This window comes from Streptomyces hiroshimensis (genome assembly GCF_014650335.1).
GTDB classification, from domain to species: domain Bacteria; phylum Actinomycetota; class Actinomycetes; order Streptomycetales; family Streptomycetaceae; genus Streptomyces; species Streptomyces hiroshimensis.
Genome location: NZ_BMUT01000001.1, coordinates 1,180,286 through 1,196,639, shown reverse-complemented (window position 1 = coordinate 1,196,639; position 16,354 = coordinate 1,180,286). Strand labels below are relative to the sequence as shown.

At 74.9% G+C, this 16,354-nt stretch carries 14 protein-coding genes; 4 read left to right on the top strand and 10 right to left on the bottom strand.

The features are described 5' to 3' along the window. Positions 1-128: 128 nt before the first annotated feature. Entirely contained in the window at positions 129-1,349 is a 1,221-nt protein-coding gene (locus IE241_RS04895) for an ROK family protein (RefSeq protein ID WP_190020297.1), read from the bottom strand. Between the two features lie 17 nt (positions 1,350-1,366). Between IE241_RS04895 and IE241_RS04890 the strand changes: the two genes are divergently transcribed. Beyond that, a complete protein-coding gene (locus IE241_RS04890) occupies positions 1,367-2,587 on the top strand; it encodes an MFS transporter (protein ID WP_190020296.1) in 1,221 nt (406 codons plus the stop codon). Positions 2,588-2,665: 78 nt separating this feature from the next. After that, entirely contained in the window at positions 2,666-3,565 is a 900-nt protein-coding gene (locus IE241_RS04885; protein WP_190020295.1) for a DUF2797 domain-containing protein, read from the top strand. Between the two features lie 65 nt (positions 3,566-3,630). Here IE241_RS04885 and IE241_RS04880 read toward each other — a convergent pair whose 3' ends face one another. From IE241_RS04880 to IE241_RS04870, 3 genes are all read right to left on the bottom strand, one after another. Further along, the gene (locus IE241_RS04880; RefSeq protein WP_190020294.1) at positions 3,631-4,320 is read right to left on the bottom strand and encodes a response regulator; all 690 of its coding nucleotides are present in this window, start codon (positions 4,318-4,320) and stop codon (positions 3,631-3,633) included. After that, positions 4,313-5,557 carry a sensor histidine kinase gene (locus tag IE241_RS04875; RefSeq protein WP_190020293.1) on the bottom strand — a complete coding sequence of 415 codons (1,245 nt, stop codon included), beginning with the start codon at positions 5,555-5,557 and terminating at the stop codon, positions 4,313-4,315. Before IE241_RS04875 ends, IE241_RS04880 begins: the two co-directional genes overlap by 8 nt. Before the next feature lie 363 nt (positions 5,558-5,920). Beyond that, the gene (locus tag IE241_RS04870; protein WP_229898744.1) at positions 5,921-7,150 is read right to left on the bottom strand and encodes a geranylgeranyl reductase family protein; all 1,230 of its coding nucleotides are present in this window, start codon (positions 7,148-7,150) and stop codon (positions 5,921-5,923) included. 177 nt (positions 7,151-7,327) lie between these two features. Between IE241_RS04870 and IE241_RS04865 the strand changes: the two genes are divergently transcribed. After that, a complete protein-coding gene (locus IE241_RS04865; protein WP_190020291.1) occupies positions 7,328-8,725 on the top strand; it encodes a dipeptidase in 1,398 nt (465 codons plus the stop codon). A 245-nt stretch (positions 8,726-8,970) separates the two neighbouring features. On the opposite strand, the gene IE241_RS04860 is transcribed toward IE241_RS04865, so the two are convergent. Both IE241_RS04860 and IE241_RS04855 read right to left on the bottom strand, forming a co-directional pair. Further along, complete coding sequence (locus tag IE241_RS04860; protein ID WP_190020290.1) at positions 8,971-10,008, bottom strand: NUDIX hydrolase; 1,038 nt, start codon at positions 10,006-10,008, stop codon at positions 8,971-8,973. Between the two features lie 182 nt (positions 10,009-10,190). Then, on the bottom strand, positions 10,191-11,162 hold the full coding sequence (locus IE241_RS04855) for an ROK family protein (RefSeq protein WP_190020289.1): 972 nt from the start codon (positions 11,160-11,162) through the stop codon (positions 10,191-10,193). Between the two features lie 189 nt (positions 11,163-11,351). On the opposite strand from IE241_RS04855, the gene IE241_RS04850 reads away from it, so the two are divergent. Beyond that, positions 11,352-12,341 carry a LacI family DNA-binding transcriptional regulator gene (locus IE241_RS04850; RefSeq protein ID WP_190020465.1) on the top strand — a complete coding sequence of 330 codons (990 nt, stop codon included), beginning with the start codon at positions 11,352-11,354 and terminating at the stop codon, positions 12,339-12,341. A gap of 25 nt (positions 12,342-12,366) precedes the next feature. Here the strand turns inward: IE241_RS04850 and IE241_RS04845 are convergent, their stop codons facing one another. The 4 genes from IE241_RS04845 to IE241_RS04830 all read right to left on the bottom strand — a co-directional run bounded on the left by IE241_RS04845 (position 12,367) and on the right by IE241_RS04830 (position 16,344). Continuing rightward, positions 12,367-13,641, bottom strand: a complete 1,275-nt coding sequence (locus tag IE241_RS04845) for a DUF6986 family protein (RefSeq protein WP_190020288.1) — start codon at positions 13,639-13,641, stop codon at positions 12,367-12,369. 202 nt (positions 13,642-13,843) lie between these two features. Next, on the bottom strand, positions 13,844-14,806 hold the full coding sequence (locus IE241_RS04840) for an electron transfer flavoprotein subunit alpha/FixB family protein (protein WP_190020287.1): 963 nt from the start codon (positions 14,804-14,806) through the stop codon (positions 13,844-13,846). A 57-nt stretch (positions 14,807-14,863) separates the two neighbouring features. Beyond that, the gene (locus IE241_RS04835; RefSeq protein WP_190020286.1) at positions 14,864-15,652 is read right to left on the bottom strand and encodes an electron transfer flavoprotein subunit beta/FixA family protein; all 789 of its coding nucleotides are present in this window, start codon (positions 15,650-15,652) and stop codon (positions 14,864-14,866) included. 188 nt (positions 15,653-15,840) lie between these two features. Further along, the gene (locus IE241_RS04830) at positions 15,841-16,344 is read right to left on the bottom strand and encodes a flavin reductase family protein (RefSeq protein ID WP_190020285.1); all 504 of its coding nucleotides are present in this window, start codon (positions 16,342-16,344) and stop codon (positions 15,841-15,843) included. Positions 16,345-16,354 lie beyond the last annotated feature (10 nt).

The window sequence follows — 16,354 nt, the reverse complement described above, 5'->3', positions numbered from 1 at the left end:
GGTGCGCGTACTCCGCGGTGCAGCTCGTGCGCTGTCCCTGCAGTTGGTCGTGAGTGGCCACGCGTGCGCGCGCACGCGTGGCCACTCAGGGCGGCTGTCGGTAGCCGAGTAGCCGATCACGGCATCCGTCAGCCCAGGGCCGCCAGCGGGTCGTCGAGGACGGGCTGCCAGGCGGCTTCGGCCGCGCCGATGAGGCTGTTGAAATCGAGGGTGCAGGGCAGGATCGGGACGCTGCCGCTGCGACCCCACAGGCTGCGGTCGGCGACGACGGCGCGCAGCCGCTCGGGGTCGGCGTCCAGCAGGGCGCGGTGGAGCCCGCCGAGGATGATGCGGTCGGGGTTGAGGATGTTGACCAGACCCGCGAGGCCGAGGCCGAGCCGGTCGACGATCAGCTCGGCGGCGGTGCGCACGGCGGGGTCGGCGTACTCCGTACGGAGCAGGTCGCGGGACTGCTGCAGGAGGGACACTTCGGGGCCGGGGGTGCGGCCGGCCGCGGTGAGGAAGGCGAGCGGGTCCGTCTCGACGTCCAGGCAGCCGCGGCTGCCGCAGTGGCAGGGCAGGCCGGCGGGGTTGACGGTGAGGTGGCCGACCTCCAGGGCGAGGCCGGAACTGCCGCTGTGCAGGCGGCCGTCGAGGACGAGTGCTCCGCCGACGCCGCGGTGGCCCGTGGCCACGCACAGCAGGTGGCGCGAGCCGCGGCCGGCGCCGTGCCGGTGTTCGGCGAGCGCGGCCAGGTTGACGTCGTTGCCGGTGGAGCCGGTGGCGGTGACGCCTCCCGGGCCGGGGATTCCCGCCTTGGCCAGTGCTTGGGTGAACAGCTCGCGGACCGGCGCGCCGGCGGGCCAGGACAGGTGGAGCGGGTTGAGGGCGGTGCCCTCCGGCTCGGCGACGGCCGAGGGTACGGCGAGGCCCGCGCCCAGGCAGCGGCGGCCGGTCTCGCGCAGCAGGCCGGCCCCGGCCTCGACCACGGCGTCGATGATGTGCGACGGGTCGGCGGGGACGGTCATACAGCCGGGTGCGGTGGCTACCATGTTGCCGCCGAGGCCGACGAGCGCGGCGCGGAAGCCGTCGGCGTGGATCTGGGCGGCGAGCACCACCGGTCCGCCGGACGCGATCGACAGCCGGTGCGAGGGCCGGCCCTGGGAGCCGGCCGCCGCGGGGCGGGCGTCGACGGTGATCAGTCCGAGGGCCTCCAGCTCGGCCGCGACGGCACCGGCGGTCGCGCGCGTCACCCCGAGTTCGGCGGTGAGCACCGCGCGCGTGGGGGCGCGGCCGGTGTGTACGAGCTCCAAGGCCGGGCCGAGGGCGCCACGGCCCCGCTCCAAACGTGTTGTCCGAGTCTGGGTCACACCCCTATTCTGACTTTGTGCCGACGCTAAACAAAATACGGACGGCCCTTCTGGGCGAACAGCGCCCGGCTCCGGCCGCACCCGCCCTCCGCCGCCTCCGCATCGCCATCACCCTCTTCTTCGCCCTCGACGGCTTCCTCTTCGCCGGCTGGGTGGTCCGCATCCCCGCGATCAAGGAGCAGACCGGGGCGTCCGCGGGCGCCCTCGGCCTGGCCCTCCTCGGCGTGTCGGCGGGCGCCGTGGCCACCATGATGCTCACCGGACGGCTGTGCCGCCGGTTCGGGAGCCACCAGGTGACCGTCGCCGCCGCCGTGCTGATGTCCGCGGGGATCGCGCTGCCGCCCCTGACCCATTCCGCACCGGCCCTCGGCCTGGTCCTGCTCGTCTTCGGTGCCGCCTACGGAGGCATCAACGTCGCCATGAACAGCGCGGCCGTCGACCTCGTCGCCGCGCTCCGCAGGCCCGTGATGCCGAGCTTCCACGCCGCGTTCAGCCTCGGCGGGATGCTGGGCGCGGGCCTGGGCGGCCTCGTCGCCGGACACCTCTCCCCCACCCGCCACCTGCTGCTCCTGACCCTGATCGGGCTCGCCGCGACCGCAGTCGCAGGGCGCACCCTGCTGGCGCACCCGGCGCCGAGGACCGAACCGGCCCGGACCGTCACGGCGGCGGACGGCGCACCCTCCGGCCGCGGGAGGCGGACGGTCGCCCTCTTCGGCGTGATCGCCCTGTGCACGGCCTACGGCGAGGGAGCGCTCGCGGACTGGGGCGCGCTGCACCTCCAGCAGGACCTCGGGGCCCGCGCGGGCGTCGCCGCCGCCGGCTACTCCGTCTTCGCGCTCGCCATGACCCTGGGCCGCCTGAGCGGCACCGTGCTGCTCGAACGCCTCGGCCAGACGACGACGCTCGTCGCGGGCGGCGCCGCGGCCGCCGCCGGCATGCTGCTCGGATCGCTGGCGCCCACGGTCTGGGCCGCGCTCGCGGGATTCGCCGTCACGGGCCTGGGGCTGGCCAACATCTTCCCCGTCGCGGTCGGACGGGCCGGGGAGCTGGGCGGCCCGGGCGGTGTGGCCGCGGCCTCCACCTTCGGCTACGGCGGAATGCTGCTCGGCCCGCCGGTCATCGGCCTCGTCGCCGACGGATCGTCCCTGCCCACGGCCCTGACCACCGTCGCGGGCCTTGCAGCCGTGGCGGCGGCGGTCGCCTACGCCACCCGCCGCCAGGTCGCCGGGGCCCGCTGAGGCCGATCAGCCCGCCTGCGGGCGGCGTTGTCAGTGGGGGCTGACACAATCCGAAGGCGTGGACGGAAGGGGTGGGCCATGAGCACCGAGCAGGGGGACTGGCGGTGCGGCGGGCTGCGCTGGGCGGCGGACGGGCCGTCGCTGGCCTGGCTGCACCCCGTGCACGGCGAGCGCAGCACTCCGCTGCCCGCGGGCCGTCCGATCGCCTTCACGACGGGTGCGGCACGGCGGTGCGTGGGGGTCCGCAGGGGCGGCCGGCGCACACCGTGCCCGGTGGGCGCGGAGGTGGCGGCACCCGCGGTCTCGGCGCAGTGCGCGGAGTGCGCCCGGCTGGACCGCTCGCACTCGGTGGCCGCCGACACCGCCCTCGACGACCCCCGCCCCTACGACGTGTACCTGGCGTGGTCGGTGCCCGGAGCGGTCAAGGTCGGCATCACCGCGGCCGAGCGCGAAGGGGTGCGCCTGCTCGAACAGGGCGCGCTGTCCTACGCGCTGCTGGGGCGTGGGCCGCTGATGGCGGCCCGCCGTGCGGAGGCGGTGCTCGGTGCGGCGCTCTCGGTCCCCGACCGCATCCCCTACGCCGCCAAGCGGGCGGCCCGGTGCCCGGCGCCCGCCCGGGAGTTGCGGACGGCCGAGCTGGCAGGCCTGCACGCCCGGGCGTGCGCGCTCGGCACGCTGCCGGAGTCCCTGACCGTGCTGCCCTTCGCTCCCGTGCACCACGACGCGCTCTTCCACCTCGACCGGCTGCGGCCGGGCTGCGGGACGGTCGTGCTCGCGCCCGGGCGCACGATATCGGGCGGCGTCGCCGCGGTGGCCGGGCCCGACCTGTACCTGGATGCGGCGGACGGACGGCAACTGCTGGTGGACGCACGGCAGCTCGCCGGGTGGGCGCTCACGGCAGCCGCACCGGGGGCGGAGACGACCGCGGAGGTGCACATACGGCCGCCGGACGCCCCCGGCCCGGAGGCCCTCTTCTGACCCGGAGGCCCTCTTCTGAAGAGGCCCGCTGTACAGGTGCGCAAGCAGGGGGGGCGGGAGCGGAGTCAGCCCAGCCAGCCGGGCCGGACGAGCCCGCTCTCGTAGGCGAGGACGACGAGCTGGGCCCGGTCGCGGGCACCCAGCTTGACCATGGCGCGGCTGACGTGGGTCTTGGCGGTCAGCGGGCTGACGACGAGCCTCCGCGCGATCTCCTCGTTGGACAGGCCCATGCCGACCAGCGTCATCACCTCGCGCTCACGCTCCGTCAGCTCCGCGAGGCCCGCCGCCTCCGCGGGCTCCTTGGAGCGCGCGGCGAATTCGGCGATGAGGCGGCGGGTCACGCCCGGCGAGAGCAGGGCGTCCCCGTGCACCACGGCCCGTACCGCACGCAGCAGTTCCTCCGGCTCGGTGTCCTTGACCAGGAACCCCGAGGCACCGGAGCGGATGGCCTCGAAGACGTACTCGTCCAGTTCGAAGGTGGTGAGCATGATGACCCTCACGTCCGCCAGCGCCGGGTCCCCGGTGATCCGCCGGGTGGCGGCGAGGCCGTCGAGGACCGGCATCCGGATGTCCATGAGGACGGTGTGGGGCCGCAGTTCACGGACGAGGGCGAGGGCCTGCTCACCGTCGGCGGCCTCGCCGACGACGGCGATGTCGGGCTGGGCGTCCAGCAGGGCGCGGAAGCCCGCGCGGACGAGCAACTGGTCGTCCGCGAGCACCACACGGATCTCGGTCACGGCCTCTCCTTCACCCATCGCCACTCCGCCGCGGCGTCTCCTTGCGCGAGGAAGTGAGGGGCAGCCGGGCCCGTACGCGAAAGCCTCCGCCCGGCCGGGGGCCCGCCTCGGCGGTGCCGCCCAGGGCCGCGGCGCGCTCGCGCATGCCGAGCAGGCCGTTCCCCCCGCCGGTGACCGTACCCGCAAGGGCGGGCCCTTCGTCGTCGACGGTCACTTCGAGGGCGCCGGTCCCGTAGTGCAGCAGGACCTCGGCCGTGCGGGAGCCGGAGTGCCGGACGATGTTGGTGAGGGCTTCCTGGACGATGCGGAAGGCCGCGAGGTCGGCGCCGGGCGGCAGGTCCGTCCGCGGGCCCTCGGTCGTGACCTGCACGTCCAGTCCGGCCACGGCCGCCTGCCGGATGAGCTCCTGCAGCCGGTCGAGCCCCGGGGCCGGGGAGCGGGGCGCGTCGCCGGGGGTGCGCAGGGTGTCGAGCACCTGGCGCACCTCGCCGAGCGCCTCCTTGCTGGCGGCCTTGATGGTAGTGAGGGCGGCCCGGGCCTGCTCCGGATGGCTGTCGATGAGGGCGAGCCCCACCCCGGCCTGGACGTTGATGACGGAAATGCTGTGCGCGAGCACGTCGTGCAGCTCGCGCGCGATGCGCAGCCGCTCCTCGTCCGCACGGCGGCGCTCCGCCGCGGCGCGCTCGGCCCGGGCGTGCGCCCACTGCTCGCGCCGCACGCGCAGGAGCTCGGCCGCGACGACGACGGCGACGGCCCAGGCCGCGGGCGCCCACTCCTCGCCCCAGGGAGCCGGCCCGTCGCCGCCGGGCGGCAGCCACCGGTAGAGCCAGTGGGCGATGAGGAGGTGCCCGGCCCACAGCAGGCCGACGGCGCACCAGACGGCGCGGCGGTGCCCCGCGACGACCGCCGTGAAGCAGCTGATGCCGACGCTGGCGAACACCGGGCCGTAGGGGTAGCCGCCGCCGAGGTAGAGCGCGGTGACGAAGCAGGTGCCGAAGACGGCGAGGGAGGGATGGCGGTGGCGCAGGAGCAGAAAGGCGGGGCCGGCCGCGAGCAGCACCCGGGCGAAGGAGTCCAGGGGCACCCGGTCGGGCTGGTTGAGCGCGGCGTAGTGGCTGCCGACCTGCTGGAGGGCGGCGACGGCGAGGGTGGAGGCCCAGGGCAGGCGGCCCGCCGGGCGGGCGAGCCACCGCTCCCACGGCGGCTCGGCGCCGCCGCGCTCCCGCGCCCACGGCGCCCGTCTCTCGCTGCCCATACGGGCAAAGCTAGTCGGCGGCGGCGCCCGCCGCGTCAGCCCGGCGCGGTGGGCGCGTCTACTCCACCGGGAGTAGGGGGCCGGCGCCTGGCGCTGCTCCTTCCGGGCCCCGCGGCGGGGCCCGGAAGGAGCAGCGCTCGCCGGCTGACCGGCCGGGCTCCCGAGGCGGGTCCGGCACCGCCCGGAGCCCGGGGAACGCATTTCTTCCTCCCGCCACAGCGGCACTCATATGCCGCGGCGGAGTCCGGCAGTGCAGGACGAGCCCCTCGGGGCGGTCCGGCAGCGCCGGGCAGCTCGCCGGGGGCTGAGCGCCACCGCGGCGGATGCGTGCTGCCCGGGCACCGCCCACGCCCGGTCCGGGAGCTACGGGCGGTCCGCCGCCGACAGCACGCGCCGGGCCACCGGGTGCGTCCGGACGATCTCCGCGAGCGTGGTCGTACCCCGGGTGATCTTGGTGAAGGCGTGCCACGCCGGACGGAAGCCGGTGAGCGCGGCGTGCATCAGGCCGGGGCGGCGCTCGTAGAAGGCGAGCATGCGGCGGCCCACGCCCATCTCCACGCCCAGCCCGGCCTTGATGGCGAAGGCGTAGTTGAGGGCCTGGCGGCGGGCGTCGACCGCATCCTGCGCCTCGCCGATGCGGACCGCCCACTCCCCCGCCAGGCGCCCCGAGCGCAGGGCGAAGGAGATGCCCTCGCGCGTCCACGGCTCCAGGAGGCCTGCGGCGTCGCCGCAGACGATGACGCGGCCGCGCGAGAGCGGGGAGTCGTCCGAGCGGCAGCGGGTGAGGTGGCCGGAGGAGATGCTCGGCTCGAAGCCCGCGAGGCCGAGACGGGCGATGAAGTCCTCCAGGTACCGCTTGGTGGCCGAGCCGTCGCCGCGGGCCGCGATCACGCCCACGGTGAGGGTGTCGCCCTTGGGGAAGACCCAGCCGTAACTGCCGGGGATCGGGCCCCAGTCGATGAGCACGCGCCCGGCCCAGTCCTCGGCGACCGTCGGGGGCACCGGAATCTCGGCCTCCAGGCCGAGGTCGACCTGGGAGAGCTTCACTCCCACGTGTGCCCCTATGCGCCCGGCGCTGCCGTCGGCCCCGACGACCGCGCGGGCGAGGACGGTCTCACCGTCGGCGAGGACCACGGCGACCGTGCGCCGGTCGGGCACGGCCGGGCCGTGCTGCTCGACGCGCGAGACGGTCACGCCGGTGCGCACCTCGGCGCCGGCGTCCTGGGCGGCCTCGACCAGGGCGGCGTCGAACTCCGGCCGGTTGATGAGGCCGAACAGCATCCGCTTGGAGCGGCGCGTGCGCGTCAGCTTCCCGTTGAGGGAGAAGGTGACGGCGTGGACGCGGTCGCGCAGGGGCAGTTCGAAGCCGGGCGGCAGGGAGTCCCGCGAGGGGCCGATGATGCCGCCGCCGCACGTCTTGTAGCGCGGCAGCCCGGCCTTCTCCAGGAGCAGTACCCGGCGGCCCGCGGAGGCGGCCGCGTGGGCTGCGGAAGCCCCGGCGGGCCCTGCGCCCACCACCACGACGTCCCACACCGGCTCCGGGCCCCCGCCCGCGTCCCGCTCCGCGCCCTCGGCTGCGTTGTCGCTGCTCACCTGTGCTTCTACTCCCGCTCGATCACCGGCTACGGCTACCGCCCGCATCCTACGGCCAGCCCCTCGCGGCGCGGCCACGGGAAGGCCGTGGGCGCAGCGGGCGGCGGGCGTGGGAGGATCGAACGGCACAATCGCCCATACGTACGGATACAACGCCGCGTCCACAAGGAGCGTTCCATGGAAGCGTCCTCGAATCACCAGCACCGGCCGGCCACGGCCGCGCTGGCGGCCACCGTTGCCTCGCTGCAGTCCCGCGCCAGGACCGAGCTGGCCGAGCTGGTGGCATTCCGATCGGTGGCGGACGAGGCGCAGTTCCCCAAGAGCGAGTGCGAGGCGGCCGCGGGCTGGGTGGCCGACGCCCTGCGGGCCGAGGGGTTCGAGGACGTCGCCCTGCTCGACACCCCCGACGGCACCCAGTCCGTCTACGGCTTCCTCCCCGGCCCGGCCGGCGCCCCCACCGTGCTGCTCTACGCGCACTACGACGTGCAGCCGCCGCTGGACGAGGACGCCTGGATCTCTCCCCCGTTCGAGCTGACCGAGCGCGACGGGCGCTGGTACGGGCGCGGTGCGGCCGACTGCAAGGGCGGGGTGGTCCTGCACCTCACCGCCCTGCGCGCGCTCAGGGAGCACGGCGGCGTGCCGGTCAACGTGAAGATGATCGTCGAGGGCTCGGAGGAGCAGGGCACCGGCGGCCTGGAGCGCTACGCCACGGCGCACCCGGAGCTGCTGGCCGCCGACAGCATCGTCATCGGCGACGCCGGCAACTTCCGCGTGGGCCTGCCCACGGCCACCGCGACGCTGCGCGGCATGACGCTCGTCCGCGTCCGGGTGGACACCCTGGAGGGCAACCTGCACTCGGGCCAGTTCGGCGGCGCGGCGCCCGACGCCCTGGCGGCGCTGATCCGCATGCTGGACTCGCTGCGCGCCGAGGACGGTTCGACGACCGTCACCGGTCTGGAGGCCGAGGCGGCGGCGAGCTGGGAGGGCATGCAGTACCCGGAGGAGGACTTCCGCAAGGACGCCAAGGTCCTCGACGGCGTGGGGCTGATCGGCTCGGGCACGGTCTCCGACCGGCTGTGGGCGCGTCCGGCGGTCACCGTCCTCGGCATCGACTGCCCGCCCGTCATCGGCGCCACCCCCTCGGTCCACGCGGGCGCCCGCGCGCTGATCAGCCTGCGCGTGCCGCCGGGCACGGACGCGGCCGCGGCGACGAAGCTGCTGGGCGAGCACCTGAAGGCGGCGGCCCCGTGGGGCGCGCGCGTCTCGTGGGAGCAGATCGGCCAGGGGCAGGCGTTCCGCGCGGACACCGGCAGCCCGGCCTACACGGCGATGGCCGATGCCATGCGCATCGCCTACGAGGGCCAGGAGATGCAGATCTCCGGCATGGGCGGCTCGATCCCGCTGTGCAACACCCTGACCGCGCTGTACCCGGAGGCGGAGATCCTGCTGATCGGGCTGAGCGAGCCCGAGGCGCAGATCCACGCGGTCAACGAGAGCGTCTCGCCGGAGGAACTGGAGCGGCTCTCCCTGGCGGAGGCCCTGTTCCTGGGCAACTACGCGGAGAGCAAGCGCTAGCCCCGTCCGGGGTGGATCACGAAGGAGGGGCCGGCTCCGGGTAGGCGGGCATTCCGCCGGCTCCTCACCACGGCGGATTCTCGCCGTTGCGGCGGGCACATCCTCCCGCCGCAACGGCGCGGGACCACGACGAGGCGAGCCGGCGGTGCCCAACCGCGCCGCAGCCTGGGCGAACCCCGCAGGAGAGGAGCCCTGTCCCGGGAAGGGAACCGGGCTCCGCGGCCCGGCCCTTGGCGCCTGCGGGCTCACCCCACAGGGACGCCCGCCTCGAGGTTGAGCGGGCGCCCCTGTTCGCGGGCGCGCAGCGCCCAGCGCAGTCTGCTCAGCCGCACGGGCGGCAGCAGGGAGGCCGCCTCGCCTTCGGTGACGAACCGCCAGCCGCGCAGTTCGGAGCCTGGCAGCAGGAGGCGGCGGGCGTCGGCCCCGGCCAGCCGCCCTCCGTCGAAGAGGAACCGCAGGCCGCCGTAGCCGGGCGGCTTGGGCGGTTCCCAGTCGACGACCAGCAGGCGGGGCACCTCGGCGAGCTGGATGCCGATCTCCTCGGCCACCTCGCGCATCCCGGCGCGGGCGGGCGCCTCGCCGGGCTCGACCACGCCGCCGGGGAACTCCCAGCCGGGCTTGTAGGTGGGGTCGACCAGCAGGAAGCGGTCCTCCTCGTCGAAGAGGAGCACCCCGGCGGCGAGCGTCTCGGCCGTCGGCTCGGGGGTCTGCACGATCGCGCACGCCCCCGCGGCGCCGCTGCGTACGGCGTCCGCGACCCGTTCGGCCGCCTCGTGCGGCGTCAGCCGGCCGGTCTCGACGGCGTAGGCGTCGCTGCGGAGCCAGGGCAGCGCCTCGCGGTAGGGGGCGATGTGGTCCAGCGCCCACTGCCGGAGGGACTCGCTGCGCTCAGGGTCGTCCGCGAACTCCTCGCGCCCTGCTATCCGTGTGCGCAGGATCGTTTCGTCGACATCCAGCAACACATGCCGCACCGGAATGCGGCGGGCGGCGAGCCCTCCGAAGATCTCGTCCCGGTACTCCTGGCGCAGCAGCGTCATGGGGACGACGAGCACCCCGCCGACCTCGGCGAGCAGGGCGGCCGCGGCATCGACGACCAGCCGCCGCCAGACCGGCAGGTCCTGGTAGTCGCCGGCTTCGCCCATTCTCTTCGGCGGCAGCAGGTACTTCAGCGCCCCGCCGATCACCTCGGGGTCGTAGAGGGTGCTGTCCGGGATCAGTTCGGTCAGTTCCCTGGCCGTACTGGTCTTCCCTGCACTGAATGCACCGTTCAGCCAGACGATCACGGTTCCCCCTTCTCCGTAGACCCCTGTGAAGTGCCCGGAACACCTTGCCACGGAAACGCGTGTGAGGGGCACGGTGCCGGGGCTCCACAGGCTGCCGGAAGGGACGGAGCGGCGGCCGGTGCGTCCGGCTGCGTCCATCACGGCAGCGGCCCCTACCGCCGCTGTCCGGCGCGTTCTACGTCCTACGCCGGGCCGGGCTCCCGGGCGGTCCACAGCCCGAGCTGCTGCGCGGCCGCGGCGGCGGCCCCCACGAGGCCCGCGTCGGAGCCGAGTTCGGCGGGCAGCACCTCGATGCCCGCGGCGAACGACAGCGTCGCGTAGTCGCGCAGGCGTGCGCGCAGCGGGGCGAAGAGGACGTCCCCCGCGCCCGCCACGCCGCCGCCTATGACGGCGACCTCGACCTCGACCAGCGTCGCGGTGGCGGCGATGCCCGCGGCCAGGGCCTGGGCGGCCCGCTCGAAGGAGGCGCGGGCCACGGCGTCCCCCGCCCGGGCCGCCGCGGCGACGGCCGCCGCGCTCCGGTCGCCGTCCGGTCCGGGGAGCCAGCCGGCGTCCAGCGCGCGGCGGGCGATGTTGGGCCCGCTGGCGATGCGCTCGACGCAGCCGCGGGCGCCGCAGGGACAGGGGTCGCCGTCGAGGTCGACGCTGATGTGCCCGATGTGGCCCGCGTTGCCGGTGGGCCCGGGGTGCAGGCGGCCGCCGAGGACCAGGCCGCCGCCGACGCCGGTGGACACCACCATGCACAGGGCGTTCGCGCGCCCCCGGGCGGCGCCCTGCCAGTGCTCGGCCGCGGTCATCGCGACACCGTCGCCGACGAGCACCACCGGCAGGCCGTCCGCCCGCCGCGCCACCTCGGCGACCAGGTGATAGTCCCGCCACCCGGGGACGTTGACGGGGCTGACGGTCCCCCGGGAGGCGTCCACCGGCCCCGCGCTGCCGATGCCCACGGCCCGTACGCGCGGCCACTGCGGCGCGCGCCCGAGCTCCTCCAGCACCGCCGCCACCGCGCCCATCACCGTCGCGCCGTCCTCACGCGCGGGGGTCGGCCGCTGCGCGCGGGCCAGCAGCCGGCCCCGGTCGTCCACCAGCGCACCCGCGATCTTGGTGCCGCCGATGTCGAGGGCCGCGACAAGGTCGTCGAAGTCGGTGCGCATGGGGACGATCTCTCCTGGTGGGGCAAGGGTGCGGGCTCTGCGGACGCCAGTCTGTCCGGATCTGACAACGTTGTCTAGGCTCTATGCTCGACCTCACCCCGCACCGGCCCCTGGTAAGGACGAGCACCCGTGTCGAGCAGCGCCCAGCCCGCCCGCAGCCCTTCCCCCCGATACGGCGCCCGCCCGACGATGAAGGACGTGGCGGCCCGCGCCGGCGTCGGCCTGAAGACCGTCTCCCGGGTGGTGAACGGCGAGCCGGGCGTCACCCCCGACACCGAGCGGCGCGTGCAGGACGCGATCACGGCCCTGGGCTTCCGGCGCAACGACAGCGCCCGCATCCTGCGCAAGGGCCGCACCGCCTCCATCGGGCTCGTCCTCGAAGACCTCGCCGACCCCTTCTACGCACCGCTCAACCGGGCCGTCGAAGAGGTCGCCCGCGCCCACGGCGCCCTGCTCATCAACGGCTCCAGCGCGGAGGACCCGGAGCGCGAGCGGGAGCTCGCGCTGGCCTTCTGCGCCCGCCGGGTCGACGGTCTGATCATCATCCCGGCCGGTGACGACCACCGCTACCTCGAACCGGAGATAGCGGCGGGCATCGCCACCGTCTTCGTCGACCGCCCGGCCGGCCGGATGGACGCCGACGTCGTGCTCTCCGACAGCTTCGGCGGTGCCCGCGAGGGCGTCGCCCACCTCGTCGCCCACGGCCACCGCCGCATCGGCTTCATCGGCGACCGCCCGCGCATCCACACCGCCACGGAGCGCCTGCGCGGCTACCGCGCCGCCATGGCGGCCGCCGGCCTGCCCGTGGACGAGTCCTGGGTGTCCCTGGGCACCACGGCCCCCGAGCGCGTACGCACCGAGGCGGAGCGGATGCTCTCCGGGCCGCAGCCGGTGACCGCGCTGTTCGCCGGCAACAACCGGGTGACGGCCACGGTCGTGCGCGTCCTGGCCCGTTCGCAACGCCCGGTCGCCCTCGTGGGCTTCGACGACCTCGAACTGGCCGACCTGCTCTCCCCCGGTGTCACCGTCGTCGCCCAGGACGCGGCCCGGCTGGGCCGGACCGCCGCCGAGCGGCTGTTCCGCCGGCTGGACGGGGTGGCCGAGCCGCCGCAGCGGGTGGAGTTGCCGACCCGCCTGATCATCCGCGGTTCGGGCGAACTGCCCCCTGCGGAGGGCTGAGAGGGCCGGTCACCGGGGCGGACGATCAGCCCGCTCGCCCCGCCAGCCCCTCCAGGCCGTCGCGGCTCATGCCCGTCAGAGCGGTCACCTCCGCCGCGTCCACGGCGCCGCAGTCCAGGCCGCGCAGCAGGTGGCCGCTGAGGGCCCGTGCGGTGGCGGGCTCGTCCAGGATGTCGCCGCCGGAGCGGTTGACGTAGGCGTCCAGGCGGGCGGCGGCGCTCTCCAGGCCCTCGCGGTAGAAGGCGTACACCGCGGCGTAGCGGGTGGGCAGATGGCCCGGGTGCATGTCCCAGCCCTGGTAGTAGGCGCGCGTCAGCGACCGCCGCACGAGGCCGTAGTGGAGCCGCCAGGCGGCGTGCACCTGGGGTGTGGGCCCGACGGGCAGGACGTTGGTCGAGCCGTCGGAGACGCGGACGCCGGTGCCGGCCGCCGCCACCTGCATGACGGCCTTTGCGTGGTCGGCCACAGGATGGTCGGGCGACTGGTGCGCGGCGCCGACGCCGCAGGAGGCGCTGTAGTCGAAGGTGCCGTAGTGCAGCGAGGTCGCACGGCCGCCGGCCGCGTCGATCATCCGGGCGACGGTGGTGCGCCCGTCGGCCCCGAGGATCGCCTGGGTGGTCTCGATCTGTATCTCGAAGCGGATCCGGCCGCTCTCCAGCCCGCGCGCCTTCTCGAACTCCCCGGCGAGCTCGGCCATGGCGGCCACTTGCTCGGCATAGGTGACCTTGGGGAGGGTGAGGAGCAGTCCGCGGGGCAGCCCGCCCGCTTCCATCAGGCCGGTGAGGAAGATGTCGAGGGTGCGGATGCCGCGGTCCCGGACGGCGGCCTCCATGCCCTTCATGCGGATGCCCATGAAGGGCGCCGCGGTGCCCTCTTCGTGCATCCGGGCCACGAGCCGTGCCGCACGGGCGGCGGCCGCGTCCTCCTCGGCGTCGGGGCGCGGCCCGTAGCCGTCCTCGAAGTCGATGCGGAGGTCCTCGACGGGCTCCCGCTGCAGCTTGGCGCGCACGCGGTCGTGGACAGAGCCCGCGAGGGCCTCGGGGAGGCCGAGGACGGCGGCGAGGGCCGTGGCGTCGGGCGCGTGCTCGTCGAGGGCCGTGAGCGCCCGGCTGCCCCAGAAGCGGAGGGTGTCGGCGGCGAAGACGTCGGCGGGGACGTAGACGGTGTGGACGGGCTGGCGGGTGCCGGGGTCGCCGGGGTAACGGCGCGCGAGCTCGGCGTCGACGTCCGCGAGGGAGGCGCCGATGCGCTGCCCCACGGCGCTCGCGAAGGTCGTCGCGACCGTACGGTGCTGTCCCATTGCACACCCCTCAGCGCAGCCCCCGCGACCTGCGCCGGGAGGCACCCCCACCCACGGAACCGATCGTCCGTGCGGGCGAAGCTATCGACGGTCCCGGCGGCGGGTCAACAGGCCGGTGGCGTCGGCTGGCGGTGCTCCCGGACATGCCGGGGCCCCCGCACGCCGTCGCGTACGGGGGCCTCGGCACGGTGGTGCCGCCGGGTCAGCCCTTGCGGGTCTTGACCTCGTCGGTCAGCTGCGGGACGACCTCGAAGAGGTCGCCGACCACGCCGTAGTCGACCAGGTCGAAGATCGGGGCCTCGGCGTCCTTGTTGATGGCCACGATGGTCTTCGAGGTCTGCATGCCGGCCCGGTGCTGGATGGCGCCGGAGATGCCCGCCGCGATGTACAGCTGCGGCGAGACGGACTTGCCGGTCTGGCCGACCTGGTTGGTGTGCGGGTACCAGCCGGCGTCCACGGCGGCACGGGAGGCGCCGACGGCCGCGCCGAGCGAGTCGGCCAGGGCCTCGATGATCGAGAAGTTCTCGGCGCCGTTGACGCCGCGGCCGCCGGAGACCACGATCGCGGCCTCGGTCAGCTCGGGGCGGCCGGTCGACTCACGCGGGGTGCGGGAGACGACCTTGGTGCCGGTGGACTTCTCACCGAAGGAGACGGCGAGCTGCTCGACCGTGCCGGCGGCCTGGGCGGCCTCCGGAGCGGCGGAGTTGGGCTTGACCGTGATGACCGGGGTGCCCTTGGTGACGCGGGACTTGGTGGAGTACGAGGCCGCGAAGACGGACTGCGTGGCCACCGGGCCCTCGGCGCCGGCCTCCAGGTCGACGGCGTCGGTGATGATGCCGGAGCCGATACGGACCGCGAGGCGGGCCGCGATCTCCTTGCCCTCGGCGGAGGACGGCAGCAGCACGGCGGCCGGGGAGACGGCGTTGTACGCGGCCTCCAGCGCGTCGACCTTCGGCGCGACGAGGTAGTCGGCGAACTCGGAGGCGTCGGCCGCGAGGACCTTCACCGCGCCGTACTCGCCGAGCACGGCGGCCGCGGCGTCGGCACCGGCGCCCAGGTGCACGGCGACGGGCTCGCCGATGCGGCGGGCGAGGGTGAGCAGTTCGAGGGTGGGCTTGCGGACGGCGCCGTCCACGTGGTCGACGTAGACGAGGACTTCAGCCATGGCGTTGCTCCTGCGGAAAAAGTGGGGCGGGTGACGGTTCGTTCGGGATCAGAGAGCTCAGATGAACTTCTGGCCCGCGAGGAACTCGGCGAGCTGCTTGCCGCCCTCGCCCTCGTCCTTGACGACGGTGCCGGCCGTGCGGGCCGGGCGCTCCGTGGCCTCGTCGACCTTGGTCCAGGCGCCCTCCAGGCCGACCTCCTCGGCCTCCAGGCCGAGGTCGGAGAGGTCCAGGGACTCGACCGGCTTCTTCTTGGCCGCCATGATGCCCTTGAAGGACGGGTAGCGGGCCTCGCCGGACTGGTCGGTCACGGAGACGACGGCCGGGAGGGAGGCCTCCAGCTGCTCGCTGGCGGCGTCGCCGTCGCGGCGGCCGGTCACCTTGCCGTCCTCGACCTTGACCTCGGAGAGCAGGGTGACCTGCGGGACGCCCAGGCGCTCGGCGAGCATCGCCGGGACGACGCCCATGCCGCCGTCGGTGGAGGCCATGCCGGAGACGACCAGGTCGTAGCCGACGTGCTCCAGGGCCTTGGCCAGCACCAGCGAGGTGCCGAGGGCGTCGGTGCCGTGGAGGTCGTCGTCCTCGACGTGGACGGCCTTGTCGGCACCCATGGAAAGCGCCTTGCGGAGCGCGTCCTTGGCGTCCTCGGGGCCGACGGTCAGGACGGTGATCTCCGCTTCGCCGTCGGCCGCCTCCTTGATCTGCAGCGCCTGCTCGACCGCGTACTCGTCGAGCTCCGAGAGCAGGCCGTCCACGTCGTCGCGGTCGACGGTCAGGTCTTCGGCGAAGTGCCGGTCGCCGGTGGCGTCGGGCACGTACTTCACAGTGACAACGATCCTCAAGCTCACGCCGGCTCTCCTACTGCATCGTCTCTTCGTAGCTGCCTTGGCAGGCAGCATAGGCGCCTTGTGGGGCGGATTCCGCCCGTGGCGGGCCGCGCCTCGAACGGAATGTTACTCGTCAGTACAGCGACCCGTTCACCGGGGCGCAAGGCCGGTCGGCTGTGATCTGCCCAACGCGGGAAACGCGGGACGTCTCAGTCCCGCAGACCGTTGAAGCGCCCCTGGTGGTAGACGAGCGGACGGCCCGCCCCCGCGGAGTCTCCCGCGACGACCTCGGCGAGCACGACCCGGTGGTCCCCGGCGGGCACACGGGCCACCACGCGGCACACGAGCCATGCGAGAACACCGTCCAGCAGCGGTACGCCCTCCGGGCCGGGGCGCCAGCTCGTGGGCGCGGCGAAGCGGTCGGCACCGCTGCGCGCGAAGGTGCCGGCCAGCTCCCGCTGGTGCTCGCCGAGTATGTGCACGCCGACGTGTTCCGCCTCGGCGAGCACGGGCCAGCTGGACGAGCCGGTGCCCACGCCGAAGGAGACCAGGGGCGGTTCCGCGGCGACGGAGGTCAGCGAGGTGGCCGTGAAGCCGACCGGTCGCGCGCCCTGCGCGGTGATCACGGCGACGCCGGCGGCATGCCGGCGGAAGACGGAGCGCAGCAGTTCGGGGGTGGCGAGGGAGGTACCGAGCCCGGGCGTGGCCGTCATGGAACTGTCC